14 protein-coding genes are annotated in these 15781 nt (G+C 43.1%); 5 read left to right on the top strand and 9 right to left on the bottom strand.

Features of this window, described 5'->3' with window-relative positions; translation table 11 throughout:
• Window positions 1-168: 168 nt before the first annotated feature.
• From murD to mraZ, 7 genes are all read right to left on the bottom strand, one after another.
• A complete protein-coding gene (gene murD, locus HB679_RS07640) occupies window positions 169-1512 on the bottom strand; it encodes a UDP-N-acetylmuramoyl-L-alanine--D-glutamate ligase (RefSeq protein WP_214071372.1) in 1344 nt (447 codons plus the stop codon).
• A gap of 112 nt (window positions 1513-1624) precedes the next feature.
• On the bottom strand, window positions 1625-2866 hold the full coding sequence (gene mraY / locus HB679_RS07635; protein WP_214071371.1) for a phospho-N-acetylmuramoyl-pentapeptide-transferase: 1242 nt from the start codon (window positions 2864-2866) through the stop codon (window positions 1625-1627).
• Window positions 2867-3052: 186 nt separating this feature from the next.
• Window positions 3053-4510, bottom strand: coding sequence for a UDP-N-acetylmuramoyl-L-alanyl-D-glutamate--2,6-diaminopimelate ligase (locus HB679_RS07630; RefSeq protein WP_214071370.1), 1458 nt, complete (start codon window positions 4508-4510; stop codon window positions 3053-3055).
• The gene (locus HB679_RS07625; protein WP_214071369.1) at window positions 4507-6630 is read right to left on the bottom strand and encodes a penicillin-binding protein; all 2124 of its coding nucleotides are present in this window, start codon (window positions 6628-6630) and stop codon (window positions 4507-4509) included. The genes HB679_RS07630 and HB679_RS07625 overlap by 4 nt, the downstream gene beginning before the upstream one ends.
• On the bottom strand, window positions 6631-7035 hold the full coding sequence (locus HB679_RS07620; protein ID WP_214071368.1) for an FtsL-like putative cell division protein: 405 nt from the start codon (window positions 7033-7035) through the stop codon (window positions 6631-6633).
• Between the two features lie 3 nt (window positions 7036-7038).
• Window positions 7039-7941: a 16S rRNA (cytosine(1402)-N(4))-methyltransferase RsmH gene (gene rsmH / locus HB679_RS07615; RefSeq protein ID WP_214071367.1), complete on the bottom strand. Its 903-nt coding sequence runs from the start codon at window positions 7939-7941 to the stop codon at window positions 7039-7041.
• Entirely contained in the window at window positions 7934-8398 is a 465-nt protein-coding gene (gene mraZ / locus HB679_RS07610) for a division/cell wall cluster transcriptional repressor MraZ (protein ID WP_214071366.1), read from the bottom strand. The genes rsmH and mraZ overlap by 8 nt, the downstream gene beginning before the upstream one ends.
• Before the next feature lie 245 nt (window positions 8399-8643).
• Between mraZ and HB679_RS07605 the strand changes: the two genes are divergently transcribed.
• Window positions 8644-9279 (top strand): hypothetical protein, encoded by a 636-nt coding sequence (locus HB679_RS07605; protein WP_214071365.1) that lies wholly within the window; start codon window positions 8644-8646, stop codon window positions 9277-9279.
• Window positions 9280-9381: 102 nt separating this feature from the next.
• Here HB679_RS07605 and HB679_RS07600 read toward each other — a convergent pair whose 3' ends face one another.
• The gene (locus HB679_RS07600) at window positions 9382-11211 is read right to left on the bottom strand and encodes a UbiD family decarboxylase (RefSeq protein WP_214071364.1); all 1830 of its coding nucleotides are present in this window, start codon (window positions 11209-11211) and stop codon (window positions 9382-9384) included.
• 231 nt (window positions 11212-11442) lie between these two features.
• On the opposite strand from HB679_RS07600, the gene HB679_RS07595 reads away from it, so the two are divergent.
• The 4 genes from HB679_RS07595 to HB679_RS07580 all read left to right on the top strand — a co-directional run bounded on the left by HB679_RS07595 (window position 11443) and on the right by HB679_RS07580 (window position 13384).
• Window positions 11443-11766: a nucleotidyltransferase domain-containing protein gene (locus tag HB679_RS07595; RefSeq protein ID WP_214071363.1), complete on the top strand. Its 324-nt coding sequence runs from the start codon at window positions 11443-11445 to the stop codon at window positions 11764-11766.
• The gene (locus tag HB679_RS07590; RefSeq protein ID WP_214071362.1) at window positions 11735-12073 is read left to right on the top strand and encodes a HepT-like ribonuclease domain-containing protein; all 339 of its coding nucleotides are present in this window, start codon (window positions 11735-11737) and stop codon (window positions 12071-12073) included. The genes HB679_RS07595 and HB679_RS07590 overlap by 32 nt, the downstream gene beginning before the upstream one ends.
• Window positions 12074-12170: 97 nt before the next feature.
• A complete protein-coding gene (locus tag HB679_RS07585) occupies window positions 12171-13007 on the top strand; it encodes a sulfite exporter TauE/SafE family protein (RefSeq protein ID WP_214071361.1) in 837 nt (278 codons plus the stop codon).
• On the top strand, window positions 13007-13384 hold the full coding sequence (locus HB679_RS07580; protein ID WP_214071360.1) for a DUF1634 domain-containing protein: 378 nt from the start codon (window positions 13007-13009) through the stop codon (window positions 13382-13384). Before HB679_RS07585 ends, HB679_RS07580 begins: the two co-directional genes overlap by 1 nt.
• Here HB679_RS07580 and HB679_RS07575 read toward each other — a convergent pair.
• The gene (locus HB679_RS07575) at window positions 13381-15762 is read right to left on the bottom strand and encodes an outer membrane beta-barrel protein (protein WP_214071359.1); all 2382 of its coding nucleotides are present in this window, start codon (window positions 15760-15762) and stop codon (window positions 13381-13383) included. The genes HB679_RS07580 and HB679_RS07575 overlap by 4 nt on opposite strands.
• Between the last annotated feature and the right edge of the window lie 19 nt (window positions 15763-15781).

Genomic DNA, 15781 nt, shown 5'->3' with positions numbered 1-15781 from the left:
TGAATTTTTTTTTGATTCCAGTTCTTCAGTAAATCGTATAACTTTTAATGAAAAACTAAATGTCAAATCAACAATCAAATTGGGTTTATCACTCATTTATAATTATCCAATCATCTAATAATTAAACATCAATCATCTGCACATCCGCACATTTGCATATCTGCACATCTACAATTCCTTCACCGCAGCTTTAAACTGATTGCCGCGATCTTCGTAATTTTTAAACAGGTCAAAACTTGCGCAGGCTGGTGACAGTAAAACCGTATCGCCTTTGGTTGCCAGATGGTAGGCAGTCTGCGCCGCTTCTGCTGCCGATGAGGTGTTAACGATAATATCAACATCATCTTCAAAAGCTTCATGAATGCGCTGATTATCTTTACCCAGGCAAACAATGGCTTTTACCTTTTGCTTAACCAGATCTTTCAACATCGAATAGTCGTTACCTTTGTCTACACCGCCTAGTATTAACACCACATCGCTGGTCATACTTTCCAGCGCATACCAGGTTGAGTTTACATTGGTAGCTTTTGAATCATTGATAAAACTGATACCAGAGATCTTTCCTACCGACTCCAATCTATGCTCAATGTTCTTGAAAGTTGCAAGGCTTTCCCTCAGCGTATCGCTACGTAATTCGAGCACTTTTGCCACTATGCCAGATGCCATAGAGTTGTAGATGTTGTGCTTGCCTTGCAGGGCTAGTTCTGTAATTGACATTTTAAAATGTTCTTGTGGTATGGTGATGACAATATTGTCGTTTTCGAGATCTGCTCCCGTTGCAATCTTTTTTTCTATAGAGAATGGATATTGCTTAGCTGCGAAACTTCTGCCCTCCATTCCTTTTATGGTTTCCGCATCATCAGCACAATAGATGAATACATCATCGGCTGTCTGATTTTGCGTTATGCGGAATTTTGATGCAGCATAGTTTTCCATTTTGTATTCGTACCTGTCCAAATGATCGGGGGTGATGTTTAGCAGCACCGCTATGTCAACCTTGAATTGGTACATATCATCCAGCATAAAACTGCTTAGCTCCAATACATAACTATCAAACTTCTCGGTAGCCACCTGGTAAGCAAAGCTGCGGCCTATATTACCGGCCAAACCCACATTTAATCCCGCGTTTTTCAGTATAAAATGCGTCAGACTGGTAGTGGTAGTCTTACCGTTTGAGCCTGTAATGCCGATAATCTTGGCGTTTGTATATCTCCCCGCAAACTCAATTTCCGATATCACCGGGATACCTTTTTCTTTGATCTTTTTAATGATCGGCGCTTTGTCCGGAATGCCCGGGCTTTTAATTACTTCAGCAGCAATTAATATTTCATCTTCGGTATGCTGACTTTCCTCAAAGCTGATGTTCCACCCAATCAACTGATCTTTATAATGCGGCGCTATGGCGCCAAAGTCTGACACAAAAACATCATACCCCTGCTGTTGGGCAAGGTATGCCGCACCCACACCACTCTCGCCGGCACCAAGTACTACTATGTTTTTATTTGTGTTCATTCTTTTTAGTCCATAGACCATGGTCGATAGTCCATAGTCTTTTTCTTTGTTTGTTATTACTTTATATCTGCCATGGACCATCGACTATGGACCATGGACTGCGCGCAAGCGCTTATCTCAATTTCAAAGTCACCACCGTTAAAATGGCCAGCATAATGCCGATGATCCAGAAGCGGGTTACAATCTTAGCTTCGTGGAAACCTTTTTTCTGATAATGGTGATGCAGCGGCGACATCAGGAAGATCCTGCGGCCCTCGCCATATTTCTTTTTAGTGTATTTAAACCAGCCCACCTGCATCATTACCGATATATTTTCAATCAGGAAGATGCCGCACAATAGTGGCAACAACAATTCTTTACGGATCAAAATCGCAAATACCGCGATGATACCGCCTATGGCTAAACTCCCGGTATCGCCCATAAATACCTGTGCCGGATATGAATTGTACCACAGAAAACCCACGCAGGCACCCACAAAAGCGCCCGCAAAAATCACCAGCTCGCCCGAATTAGGGATGTACATGATATTGAGGTAATCTGATATAATGTAGTTACCCGACACATAAGCCAGTATAGCTAGTGTAATACCGATGATAGCCGAAGTTCCTGTTGCCAGGCCATCTATACCGTCAGTAATATTTGCGCCGTTTGATATAGCCGTAATAATGATGATCACAAAGAACAAGAACACCACCAGGGTATAATTCTCATAGCCCGGACCAATAAATTTTAACACCTTGCTGTAATCAAACTCGTTGTTCTTATAAAAAGGCATGGTGGTTTTATGCGATATCACATCCTGTGTAAGGATGGGCTTTGTACCACGCATATGGAAATCGATCTTGGCATCGTACTGTACAGGCGGCTTAACCTCCTGGCGAATGGTGATGCCTTTATTGCTATACATTACAAAGCCGATGATCAATGCTAAACCTACCTGGCCCACTATTTTGAATCTACCTGCTAAACCTTCTTTATTCTTTTTAAATACTTTAATATAATCGTCAAGAAAGCCAATGGCACCTAACCAAACCGTGGTGACGATCATCAGGATAATGTAGACGTTATCTAACTTGGCAAACAATAAAGTCGGGATTAAAATACCTGCAATAATGATTAACCCACCCATAGTTGGTGTTCCTGCTTTTTGCATCTGGCCTTCTAAACCCAGGTTACGCACACTTTCGCCTACCTGTTTGTAACGCAGATAGTCAATCAGCCTGCGGCCGTAAACCGTAGTTATAATTAATGACGTAATAACCGCCATAGCCATTCTGAACGTGATGTATTGAAATACACCCGCACCCGGAATGCTATAGTTTTTGTACAAGTAGGTAAATAAGTAATATAACATACTATCTATTTGATGTGCAGATATGCAAATGTGCAGATGTGCAGTTTTTTAATTTTTTAATGTGTTGATGATATTATATCGCCTAATGTCCTGTCATCTTTGTTGTCATTGCGAGGAACGAAGCAATCGCGAACTTTGCTTACTTGCGATTGCCACGCTATCGCTCGCAATGACATATTAATAATTTCACGTTCCCCCGAAGTATTTCAACAATTCCTCCTTGTCGTCAAAATGATTTTTCACTCCTTTGATGTCCTGGTATTTTTCGTGGCCTTTTCCGGCCAGTAGTATAATATCTCCCGGCTTTGCTAACTGGCAAGCAGTTTTTATGGCCTCATGCCTGTCTGTAATGCTTGCTACATTAAACTTAGACATCACCGGCACTCCCTCTTCCATATCTCTGATAATATGGACAGGATCTTCTGACCGAGGATTATCCGAAGTCAAAATAACCTTGTCGCTCCATTCGCAGGCCACTTTGGCCATTATCGGGCGCTTGGTTTTATCACGGTCGCCGCCGCAGCCTATCACGGTTATTACCTGTTCATTTCCCTTACGGATATTATGAATGGTGCTCAACACATTCTGCACGGCATCCGGCGTATGCGCGTAATCAACAATGCCAATAATTTTATTTGGCGATATCACGTAATCAAACCGGCCCTCTGCACCTGATAATTTGCTCAGACTGGTTAATACTTTAGCGCGATCCTGATCTAACAACATCGCGGCAGCATAAACAGCCAGCAGATTATAAGCATTAAAGCTACCCACCATTTTAAACCATACTTCTTCGTTATCAATCAGCAGCAATAAACCGCCGAACTGATTTTCAAGGATCTTGGCTTTAAAGTCGGCCATGTTTTTTAGGCCATAGGTTTTTTTATGCGCTTTGGTATTTTGCAGCATCACATTGCCGTTCTTATCGTCGACATTAGTAAGCGCAAACGCATTTTTATTCAAGCCATCAAAGAATGCCTTTTTAGCTTTCAGATAGTTGTCAAATGTCTTATGGTAATCTAAATGATCATGTGTCAGGTTAGAGAAGATCGCGCCGGTAAAGCTCAATCCTTCAATACGGTGTTGCGCCACAGCGTGCGAGCTTACTTCCATGAAGCAATAATCGCAGCCCAGGTTAACCATTTCGTCTAACAAACGATTTAGCTCAACCTGATCAGGCGTGGTATGGGTTGATGGAATAACTTTGCCGTTGATCTGATTTTCGACAGTCGACAGTAAACCGCATTTATAACCCAAATCGCGGAATAGTTGATACAACAACGTAGCGATAGTAGTTTTACCATTGGTACCGGTTACGCCAACCAGCTTTAATTTTTTTGATGGATTATCATAGAAATTAGCCGATACAATGCCCAAAGCAACCGCCGAATCTTTCACCATCAGAAAGTCAACCTCGCCGGCGGTATGGCCAGGCAGCTCTTCGCAGATCACGGCTACCGCACCGTCTTTTATTGCTTTGTCAATATAATCATGACCGTCAACCTGCGTGCCTTTAACAGCCACAAACAAACAACCGGGCACCACCTTGCGCGAATCAAACACAATGGCAGTAATCTCCACGTCCGGCGCTCCTTGAAGCTCGGTGAATGGCAATCCGGTTAATATGTCGCTCAGGTATCTCATTGCAACTCTATAAATATTTTTGCCCCTTTAGGCGCAACGCTTCCCGCTGTCACCGACTGGGTAGTTACTACTCCACTTCCTTTAACACCTACTTTATAGCCTGCGTTACCCAATACATAAAGGGCATCGCTCAAACTCATACCGGTTACTGTTGGTACAGTGCCCGGTTTATATTTTACTTCATCAAACGGAACACCTTCTGTAGTATCCAAACCGGCATTGGCCGAAGCATACAATGGCTTAACACCCAATTTGCTGTATACCTTTTTGATTGCCGCCAAATTGCCTTGTTTTGTTTTTGGCATGGTTGTGTTGCCTACCAAATGCACTGGCGCAGCATGGTTCAGCTCCAGATCGCTTGCAAACACACGGTCGGCAATAAGCCTGAATACCGGACCAGCAACATGCGCTGCCAGGTGCGAACCTACGCGCGGGTTACTGATAACCACGATCATGGAATACTTAGGATGATCGGCCGGGAAATAACCGCAAAAAGATGCCTGGTGAGCGTCCTTAGCGCCGTAACCTAAAGCGCCGTTGGCTATCTGTGCCGTGCCTGTTTTGCCGGCTACGCTGTATAATTTATTTTTGATAACCAGTTTACCGGTGCCCTCTAATACTACTCCCTCTAACAAACCTTTAATCTTTGCTAAAGTCTCGTCAGAACATACTTTTTCATTGATAACACGAGCCTGAAAACGCTCGACGGTGTTACCCATGCTGCGAATTTCTTTAACAAAAATTGGCGCTATTTCTTTGCCATTATTGGCTACAGAATTGTAGAAAGTAAGCATTTGCAACGGCGACAGTTTTGACTCATAACCATAAGCCATCTGCGCAATACTTTGCAATTTATTCCAGCTTCTTGATGATGGATTTTTGATCAGCGGCTGGCCCTCGCCCGGTATCTGCAGTTGATTTTTTTCATTCAAATGATACCGATACAATGCGTCGGTAAACTCACTTGGATTATTGACATAATGCGGATAGGCCAGTTTTACCGCACCTACGTTTGACGATTCTTCAAAAGCACGTTTAGCACTTATAACGCCGCCGCCATCTTCCGCATCTTTAATATGCAGGAAAACTTTACCGTTTTTAGGGTTGACCATATCATAACGGCCATGCTGGATATCAACCTTAGTGCTGGTATCAATTTTATGCTGATCCAACAAGGTCATATAAGTAGCCAGTTTGAAAGTAGAACCCGGCTCTGCCTCGGCACCTATAGCATAATTAAATTTCTCCTGATAATCACCTTCTTTAGTGCGGGTAAAGTTGGCAATGGCACGTACCTCTCCGGTAGCCACTTCCATCAGCACAACGGTACCAAAATCAGCCTGAATACTGTCCAGTTGTTTTTTTAAGGCTTTTTGGGCAACATCCTGAAAATTTACATTAATGGTTGATATAATGTCGGCACCATCTTTAGCGGCTACTTCGTCTTCATCATCGTTTACCGGCACATACACGCCGCCCGCAATGCGCTGCATCAGGCGCTTACCATTTTCGCCATTAATGTAGCTGGCGTACGCACCCTCTAAACCAACCGCGTTTTTAACATTCTCGTTTTTGTAACCTATGGTACGGGCAGCCAACGAACGGAACGGCAGAATCCGCCTGTTTTGCTGTAACACAATCAGTCCGCCTTTATATTTACCTAAACTAAAAATCGGGAACTTGCGAATTTGCTTCAACTCCTGGAAAGTAACTTTACGCCTGATCAACTGGTAACGCACGCTGTCTTTACGGGCATCGCGCAGCATACGCGAATAATATTTTTCTGATTTTTCAGGATACAAAGCAGCCAGTTTAGCAGCCAGCGAATCCACCTTAGAATAGAATGCCTTATCTTCAAAAATACCGCCGGCAAACATATCCATGTGCAGCTCATACTCAGGTACCGAGGTAGCCAACAAAGCGCCATCAACCGAAAGAATGTTACCACGCGTAGCCTCCACATTTTCATAACGGGTTGACAACTTGCTGGCCATTGCCTTCCACTTAGCACCCTGTATAAATTGCACGCGATAAACCTGTATCACCACCGCTAAGGCAAACAGCAATATCAGGCCAAAGGCCAGATATACACGCAGCAATATGTTGGTTCTGATACTCATTTAGTTAGCACCCTCTGTTAGTGTAATTTTTTGCGCCGGTTGTATCGACTCTTTAATACCCAGCGTATCTACCCTTTTTGCCACTTCAGATAAAGTGCTTTTATAGGCCAGATCTGCTTGAGTTACTTTATATTCCCAGTTCAGTTCATGAACTTCTTTGGTTAGTTTATCTATATCACGAATATTCTTCTCGGCCAGGTGGCGGTTAGCTATGTACACCATCCCCAACAAAGTCAAAAACAATACAAATGGCAGCGCCCGTGTAGCCTCGTCGGTAGTAATAAAGCCTTTCGTTAAAAATTTGGTCAAAAAGTTTTCCGGAATTTCCTTGACAGGTTTTTCCTCCACGATCAATTCGCTCTCCAACTCTTCTTTCTCAATCTCGGTACGTAAACGATTGGTCATACACTACTTTTTAATGGCAATTCTTAATTTGGCACTGCGCGCCCTGTTATTTATCGTTATTTCTTCCTCAGATGCCGTTACAGCGCCACGAGTTATCGCATCGAAAGGTTTCTGGTCGTTACCAAAAAAATCCTTTTCCACCTCGCCGCTAAATTTTCCTTTGGCGATGAAGTTTTTAACCAGCCTGTCTTCCAGCGAATGATACGACATCACTACCAGGCGACCACCGGGTTCCAAAACTTCGGCGGTTTGAGCTAAAAACTCTTTCAACGCCTCCAACTCCTGGTTAACCTCAATACGCAGCGCCTGGAAAACCTGCGCCAGGTATTTATTTTCTTTTCCGCGTGGAATCCGATCAGCTATCGCATTTTTCAGATCGGCCACGGTATTAATCGAACCATTCAATCGCGCGGTCACAATCGTATGCGCCAATGATTTGGCATTTTGGATCTCGCCATAAATACCGAATATGCGGTGCAGATCAGCCTCGCTATAAGTATTTACTACCGCTTTAGCAGTCAGATCAGATGCCTGGTTCATACGCATATCCAACTCGGCATCAAACCGGATAGAAAAACCGCGATCGGCCTCGTCAAACTGATGCGATGATACACCCAGATCTGCCAATATGCCACTAACCGGGATAGCCCCATGCAAACGGCAAAAGTTTTTTAGGTACCTGAAATTCTGATCGATAAATTCAAAGCGATCATCTTCAATCATATTACGCTGCGCATCGGCGTCCTGATCAAAAGCCAGCAAACGACCATCTTCGCCCAGGTGTTTTAAGATCTCTCTTGAATGGCCGCCACCACCAAAGGTTACGTCCACATAAGTACCATCCTCGCGAATATCCAGGCCTTCAATACATTCCTGAAGCATTACGGGGTTATGATAATCAGTCATCACTCCTCCTTCCTGCGTTACCCATTACCTCTTCGGCCAGGTTTGCAAAGTTTTCAGGCTCATCATCCAATTGAGAATCATAAGCCTCTTTGGCCCAAACCTCTATTTTATTAAACTGGCAAGACAGCACTACATCGGCGCCTATACCTGCATATTCTAAAAGCGACTTCGGTAAAAGCACCCTGCCTGCACTATCCAGCGGCAATTCTGACGCGCCACGGGTGAAATAGCGGATGAATTCGCGGGTCTTTTTTTCGTACGAGTTAAGTTTACTTAGGTCCTCAACGATCTTATCCCATTCTTTCCGGGTGTAAATAACCAAATGCTTCTCAAAGCCACGATTGATGACAAGCCCCTCACTTACAGCTTCTGGAAGCTGTTTTTTGAGGCCAACGGGTATCATCATACGCCCTTTAGCATCCAGTTTGCAATCAAATTCACCTAAAAAATTTGACATAGTTACACTTCGACAATTTTGGTAGTGTAAAAGTAAATCACTTTTACCACTTTATTACACTTTTTACCACCAAAAAGTTTTCAACATCTGAAAAATGATTTTTGCTCCCACTTTGGGTTAGTTTGGGCGATGCGGGGTTTTTAAGTTATTGATTACCAGATTTAAGGAGAAAGCCGGCTGCGAGAATGTTAATCAATTTGTTTTGCGAGGAGATAATTGCGAAATTGGCATAAACCTATTACCCTATGAGTAACCTAAAAAGGCTTTTATTTATTGCGATTCCATTACTGATTGCATTGCCATTATCTGCTCAAAACACTGACAATAAGGAAACTGATGTCACCGTCCATCTTTTAGAAGGTACCGTATGGGATACCGGCTCATTTGAGTTAGACATTCAGAGAAAAGCCGGCGTCATTAAAGTAGTTTACCAGGTCAAAGACACCGTTAGTTTTCGTGCGCTACAAGCAGATACTGCTTATGTAAGGTTAAAGGCTAAATACGATACTTATAAAAGTATAGACAGCAATAAAACCAAACTGTCTGCTATGCTGATGAAGATAATAGAACGTTCCAGGACATTGCCAGGCGATTCGGTTTTGATCAATACAAAGCAGCATAAAAGGTATAATAACTTGTTAACGCTAATTTCCAAAACCAGCAAAGAAGAACTTGAAACAGTAAACCCCAAGGGGACTATGGACGTGGACTTTATAAGGTGTACAATAACTACCGCGAGGGATACTAAGGAGATCTGGGCCAACGCAATATCAAAAGATCCGCACCCACAAATAGAGCGTTTGATCAGGGCCACATTGGATTTGGCGCGGGATGATAAGCATCAGGCTGTTTTGATGATACATGAGAAGTTTGGTTATTAGTTGAATCACTAAAAACGCAATCTCTCCTATCCACACGTCATTGCTTCGTATCTCACAATGACGCGTCGGGTTAGTTAATTCGGTCAAACAAAAGTAGCAGCCCTATATAACCCCACACAACTCCCCACCTTTCTCACCCATAACATTCACCCGCTTCTCCACTTCCTGATCTTTCTCCAACACTGGCGCATGATGCGGTTTTATCCGTGCATCAATTATCAGCGGACCGTCACAGCCCCAATGCTTGTGCTCGGTAAACTCATTAATACCATAAATATCGTGCGATGGATTACTGCGGGTAAAGGTTACCCACACAAAGTTATTGAGGTTTTGGGCCGTAAAAGCAGCATCATCGCATAAAACAAACAAGGGGATACCGGCCAGATCAGCTTCGGCGAAATGCTCCTGTAAAAATTCAATGATCATCGGCATATCGCTGGCGCGGATATTTTTGGGGATCTCGATCGCCAGTATGCCCGGTATTACCATCTGGTAATTGACCAATGGCTTAGGCAGACTAAAATTGGCAGGCACATCGGCCCAAAGTTCTCTTTTAATGTCGCCCGCGACAGTGATGGCTACTTTACTGCCCGAGTTTAGTCCGCTGCCGCTGTAGTCGAGCGTGTCAATGGTGGTGCGGGTATAAAAATGCAGATCGCGGGTTGGGTCAATACGCTGCAGGATATGTGTCAGGAATTGGCCGATGTTGTTTACATCCAATTTCGGATCGTCCTCAGCAGCGGCAATGAACAGGTATTTGGCCAGGCTCAATTGGTTTTTACCGAGGATATGGTTGGCGATGGTCAATATTTCCTGCGGTTTGCGTTCTTTAATATAAGGTGTATAGCGCTCGCTACCGATAGCAAATAATAACGGGTGCACACCCGCCGCGTCGACCGCATTAACCTCATGTAATCCCGGTATTTCCTCCTGTAATGCAGAGCCGGCTATCTCATGGATCAAAGCGCCGAAACTGGTATCCTCCTGCGGTGGCCTGCCCACTACTGTGAACGACCAGATAGCATCTTTACGATGATAAACATTATGCACTTTTAACAGCGGGAAAGGATGCGTTAAACTATAATAACCCAGGTGATCGCCAAATGGACCTTCGGGTTTATTTTCGTGTGGCTCTACGGTTCCGGTGATGATAAAATCGGCATCCGCAGAAATACAAAAACCTTCCTCATCATAAAAATAACGGAAACGGCGGTTACCCAGCGCGCCTGCAAAAGTCATCTCTGACAACCCTTCGGGCAAGGGCATCACAGCCGCCACCGGGTGCGATGGCGGACCACCAACAAAAATACTCACTTTTAAAGGCTGGCCCTTGGCATTAGCTTTGGTTTGATGCACACCAATGCCGCGGTGCAATTGATAATGCAGGCCTATCTCTTTATTTAATATATAATCATTACCTGCCAATTGGATGCGGTACATGCCCAGGTTGGCATTCATCACACCGGGCTTGTCACTATCTTCGGTATAAACCTGTGGCATGGTTACAAACGGACCACCATCTTTGGGCCAGTTCACAATCTGTGGCAAATCACTGATATCGCATTTTTCAAATTGCCTGCGCCCTACTTTCATGGGCAATGCCGACAACGCAGTCAACGCCACATTGGCATATTTAAACGGATGTTTGAGGGCTTGGATCGGGTTGTTTTTGACATCAACCAGCGTATTTACCTGTTCTAATGAATCCCGGAAAATAAATTTTGACCGTTCAAGCGTACCAAATAGATTGGATACCGCGGGAAATTTACTGCCCTTTACATTTTCGAATAAAATTGCCGGTCCGCCAGCCTCAAAAACACGCAGGTGTATGGCTGCCATTTCCAGGTTCGGATTAACTTCTTGCTTTATGCGGATTAAATGACCGTGCTTTTCAAGGTCGGTAATGCAGGCTTGTAAATTTGGGTAACCCATAGACTATTAGACTAGTTATGTCATTTCGAACGTAGTGAGAAATCTATACATGTGCAAATTAGCAGACTTATATAGTGTATAGATTTCTCCTCGTTCCTCGTCGAAATGACAAGTGTTGTAAACGTCAGCAAATGTACAAATAGAAAAAGTGTATTTGCCTGAGTATGATATTTTACAATAATGAATTGAAAGGGCTTGTAAAATATTTATTTTAACTAACTTTATAATATAATGAACCGTGCAGATCTATATTCAAAAAACTTTATTGCGATATGCAAATCGCATAAAGTTAAAGAACTGTACATTTTTGGCTCGGCTGTAAACGGAAATTTTACAGATAAAAGTGATTTGGATGTTTTGGTTGAAATAAACGAACCGGACCCATTGATTAGGGGTGAACTATTACTTTCTCTATGGAATGAATTAGAGCTCTACAGCAATAGAAAAGTAGATCTATTGACATCTTCTTCTTTAAGAAATCCTTATCTTTTAGAGAGTATAAATAATACTAAGCGATTACTTTATGATGGATCGAAAGAAGAAGTATTACGATGACATTATCTTTGCAATTTCACTAATTGATGAATTTCTTGGCGACATAAATCTATTCTCTCAATACCAGGTTGACCGCAAAACTAAAAGCGCCGTAGAAAGGCAGCTTGCAATAATTGGCGAGGCAATTAAAAAAATCAAAGAAATAGATGGGAACGAACTCATAAGTTATCATTCAAGCATAATAGGATTCAGAAATATATTAGTACATTCTTACGATAGCATTAATGATGAAATGGTTTGGGCTATAATTAAAAAGCATCTACAGCCTTTAAAGGATGAGGTTTCATCAAAGCTTAACGATCATTAGTGTTTCACAATCCCCACCAAGCCCATAGATAAACATTAAAGTAGCGGCTTAAAAGAAGTTATTATTACATTTAGCCGCCAAACGTTCGGAGCGCAGCATGTCGGTTATTGAGCTTACTATTATTATATTAATCGGGTCGTATTTGGCGGGCTTACTCGGCTCGCTCACCGGTTTGGGCGGCGGCTTTATTATCATTCCTCTTTTTACACTCATTCTTCATATTGATATCCATTATGCTATTGGCGCATCGCTGGTATCGGTTATTGCAACCTCATCGGGCGCGGCGGCGGCTTATGTAAAAGAGGGCATTACCAACATGCGCCTGGGTATGTTTTTGGAGATAGCTACTACCGCCGGGGCTATGCTCGGTGCAATACTAGCTATCTATATCCCTACTCATTATATTGCTATATTATTTGGAGTGATATTGATTTCGTCGGCTTTAATGTCTATCGTAAAAAAAAGCGAAGTCATCATCCAGCATAAAAGTTACCTGGCTGCAAGGCTGAAACTCTACAGCAATTATCCCACAGCCAATGGCCCGGTCGAATATGGCGTTACCAACGTAGCGGGCGGTTTTGGCATGATGCTGTTTGCCGGCGTGATATCCGGCTTGCTGGGTATAGGCTCGGGCGCGTTAAAAGTTGTTGCTATGGATGGTATTATGCGTATCCCTTTTAAGGTATCTACTGCTACCAGCAACTTCATGATTGGTGTTACGGCGGCAGCAAGCGCCGTGGTTTATTTACAGCGCGGATACATTGACCCCGGGTTATCTATGCCGGTGGTTATTGGTGTATTGTTCGGCGCACTTACCGGGTCAAAAATATTGGTAGGCAGCAACTCGTCTAACTGGATGCGGGTGACTTTTGCTGTCATCGTCAGCATAGTAGCTATACAAATGATCTATAACGGGATATTGCACAAAATATAATGAGTAAGCTAAAAGATACCGATATACAGACTACCATTGGCTGGGTGTTGCGCACAGGCGTTTTCTTGTCTGTGGGCATTTGTATTTTTGGTGCAGTTATCTACCTATTCCGTCATGGCCATGACGTTGCCAACTACCATGATTTTAATGGGGTGCCTGCCTTCGTCCACTTAAGCGAGATCCTAAAAAGCGTGATAGCGTTACGGGGGCGAGCTATAATTCAGTGTGGTATTATATTATTAATTGCTACGCCAATTATCAGAGTAGTGTGTTCGGCAATTGGCTTTGCGGCCGAGGGCGATTATTTATACACCGGCATTACCCTGCTGGTGCTGGCTATTATTTTCTTCAGCATGCTAAGCGGCCACGGGGGTTAGTCGCCCGAGTTTGTGACGCGCCTTTGCTCATCTTCGTTACCTGTTTTGCGCCTGGCGGCAGTTTTTAAAGAAACGTTTCCAAAACGATAAGTAAAGCTTAATCTGAATACGCGGGTTTCGCTTTTATTATAAATGTTCATGTCAAGATTTTGATAATTTACGACGCTCTGATCGCGATGGGTATCAAATATATCCGACACATCCAGGCTTATTCTTCCGTTATTATTTAGCACCCGTTTAGCAATTCCGGCCCTAACCCAATAGTCGGATTTAAACATGCCGATGCCATAAAATGTAGGCGATTCATAATCGCCGGCAACTTCTGCCGATAAAGTCTCCGACAATTTAAAGTGCTGGGTACTGAAAAAACTAAAAAGTTGCGTGCCTTTGTCCAGCGTTCCGTGTTTTGGATAAGCCTGAATGCGCTGATAAGAAGCATCCAGGTTAAAATTGGCATCCCACCAGTTGGTAAATGTCGCCGGGACATTAAACTTTAAACCATAGACAGAATACTTACCAAAATTCTGTGTGATTGACTGGCTTACTTTCGAGCTATCATTCTGGATATAATCTACAAAGTTGAAAAAGTTGGTAGTTACGCTGGTATACAACGTGGTGATATACTTATCGTAAGTGTATGACAGCGCTGCACGATTGTTATATTGCGGCAGCAGCATGGGGTTACCTTTGTTGTAATCATAAAGATCTGTGTAGTATAAGAACGGATTAACTGCCTGGAACGACGGCCTGTCAACACCCCTGTTAAAGCTCAGATCAAGACTTTGTTTTTGATCAATGCGATAACTTAGCTCTATCTGCGGAAACCAATCCAGGTAGTGTTTGGCTACATTGCTCACCATAGTGATTGAATTACCATTGCCCATGGTGTTGGTTTGTTCAACACGCAAACCTGCGGTGATACCAAAGTCGCCGGCTTTCCCAATATAGTTTATATAGCCTGAATTCACATTCTCGCGATATTTAAAAGAGCTGCTAAAATTAGGATCACTTGTATAAATGCCATCTTCTTGCGGGCCAAAAATCAGTTGGTTATTAGTTTGCACCATGCTGTACTTTGCACCTGCCTCTAAACGAGCTGTTTTTGATAGCGGATTTACATAATCAACCTTTGCCGACCAAATATTGGCGGTTGAAGGCGACAGGTTTTGTAATTTAAGATCAGGGCGATAAACCCCGTTAGCCGAGTTATAGAAATAATTATTAATATATTCTGACGAGTGTCTGCCAACATTACCGAATGCTACATCGGCTGTTAATACCTTACCGGTAGTGTCGAGCTTGCCGGTGTAGTTCAGATCATAACCATAATTATGAATTCCACGACTCAAATTAGATTTGGTTAAGATGGTAGAGTCAAGTACGCCGTTATTACTTATTGCAAGATGATTGTTTTTAGTATATTCATTATCTGTCAGGGTACCACTTAAAAACACGCCTATAGTATGTCTCTTTGAGATAGCAAAATCTGCGCCCAGTGTATACGTCTGCCTGGGGCCCTGGTAATTGGTATTATAATTTACGTCATAGTCGCTCTTTACGTTGTTAAAATCGATCATACGATCGACTGAAAAAACGTGGTCGGTTTTGTTATAAATGTAACTGTAGTTACCAAAAATATTCAACTTGTCGTGCTGGCTGTTAAATGCAACACTGCCGCCCGCTTTGCCAAACTTACCATAACCCGCATTGCCTGATACAGAGAAATTGGTTCCGGTGGCGGTTCCTTTTCTGGAGATAATATTAATAACTCCGGCGCCAGCCGCATCATATTTAGCCGATGGGCTGGTAATTAATTCGATTTGTTTTACAGTATTGCCGGGCAGGCTTGAAAGGTAGTCAACCAAATCCTGGCCGGTTAAGTGTATCGGTTTCCCATTAAGCATCACCAAAGCGTTGCTGTGGCCTATCAGGCTAATGGAACCCTTGCTATCGGCATGTACACCGGGCGATTGCGACAAGATCTCAAAAACAGAGTTGCCATCGGCTATAATGCTATTTTGCACGTTCAACGTAACCCTATCGGGTTTTACTTCTATGTACGATCGTTGTGCAGTAATAGATACTTCTTTAAGTACGGGGATATGAAGGGTCAGGGTAAGATCATCAATTTGCAGGTTCTGGCCCTGTATTACCTGGTAAGGGCCGGTAAGCGATTGATCATAACCAATTTTGGTTATCAGTAACAGATATTTACCGGGTTTGGTGTTAAAACTAAATTCGCCGGCGGCATCACAGGGAGCTGATTTAATGATGGCTGAGTCGGCGGCAAGCAAAATTACGTTAGCAGCTTCAGCGGCAAGGTGCTTATCGCCAAAAACCTTGCCGTGAATGCCCGACGTATTATTTTGTGCATACATAGGGTTATACGCACCTAAT

This window comes from Mucilaginibacter sp. dw_454, assembly GCF_018449775.1.
Classification (GTDB): domain Bacteria; phylum Bacteroidota; class Bacteroidia; order Sphingobacteriales; family Sphingobacteriaceae; genus Mucilaginibacter.
This window is presented reverse-complemented; position numbering and strand designations above follow the sequence as displayed.

Coding starts and splice junctions, on each gene's coding strand:
- HB679_RS07590 (WP_214071362.1), top strand. CDS start 11,735: ATGATGGATCGAAAGAAGAAGTATTACGATGACATTATCTTTGCAATT.
- murD (WP_214071372.1), bottom strand. CDS start 1,512: ATGAACACAAATAAAAACATAGTAGTACTTGGTGCCGGCGAGAGTGGT.
- mraZ (WP_214071366.1), bottom strand. CDS start 8,398: ATGTCAAATTTTTTAGGTGAATTTGATTGCAAACTGGATGCTAAAGGG.
- HB679_RS07630 (WP_214071370.1), bottom strand. CDS start 4,510: ATGAGATACCTGAGCGACATATTAACCGGATTGCCATTCACCGAGCTT.
- HB679_RS07580 (WP_214071360.1), top strand. CDS start 13,007: ATGAGTAAGCTAAAAGATACCGATATACAGACTACCATTGGCTGGGTG.
- HB679_RS07575 (WP_214071359.1), bottom strand. CDS start 15,762: ATGTATGCACAAAATAATACGTCGGGCATTCACGGCAAGGTTTTTGGC.
- mraY (WP_214071371.1), bottom strand. CDS start 2,866: ATGTTATATTACTTATTTACCTACTTGTACAAAAACTATAGCATTCCG.
- HB679_RS07625 (WP_214071369.1), bottom strand. CDS start 6,630: ATGAGTATCAGAACCAACATATTGCTGCGTGTATATCTGGCCTTTGGC.
- HB679_RS07595 (WP_214071363.1), top strand. CDS start 11,443: ATGAACCGTGCAGATCTATATTCAAAAAACTTTATTGCGATATGCAAA.
- rsmH (WP_214071367.1), bottom strand. CDS start 7,941: ATGACTGATTATCATAACCCCGTAATGCTTCAGGAATGTATTGAAGGC.
- HB679_RS07600 (WP_214071364.1), bottom strand. CDS start 11,211: ATGGGTTACCCAAATTTACAAGCCTGCATTACCGACCTTGAAAAGCAC.
- HB679_RS07605 (WP_214071365.1), top strand. CDS start 8,644: ATGAGTAACCTAAAAAGGCTTTTATTTATTGCGATTCCATTACTGATT.
- HB679_RS07620 (WP_214071368.1), bottom strand. CDS start 7,035: ATGACCAATCGTTTACGTACCGAGATTGAGAAAGAAGAGTTGGAGAGC.
- HB679_RS07585 (WP_214071361.1), top strand. CDS start 12,171: ATGTCGGTTATTGAGCTTACTATTATTATATTAATCGGGTCGTATTTG.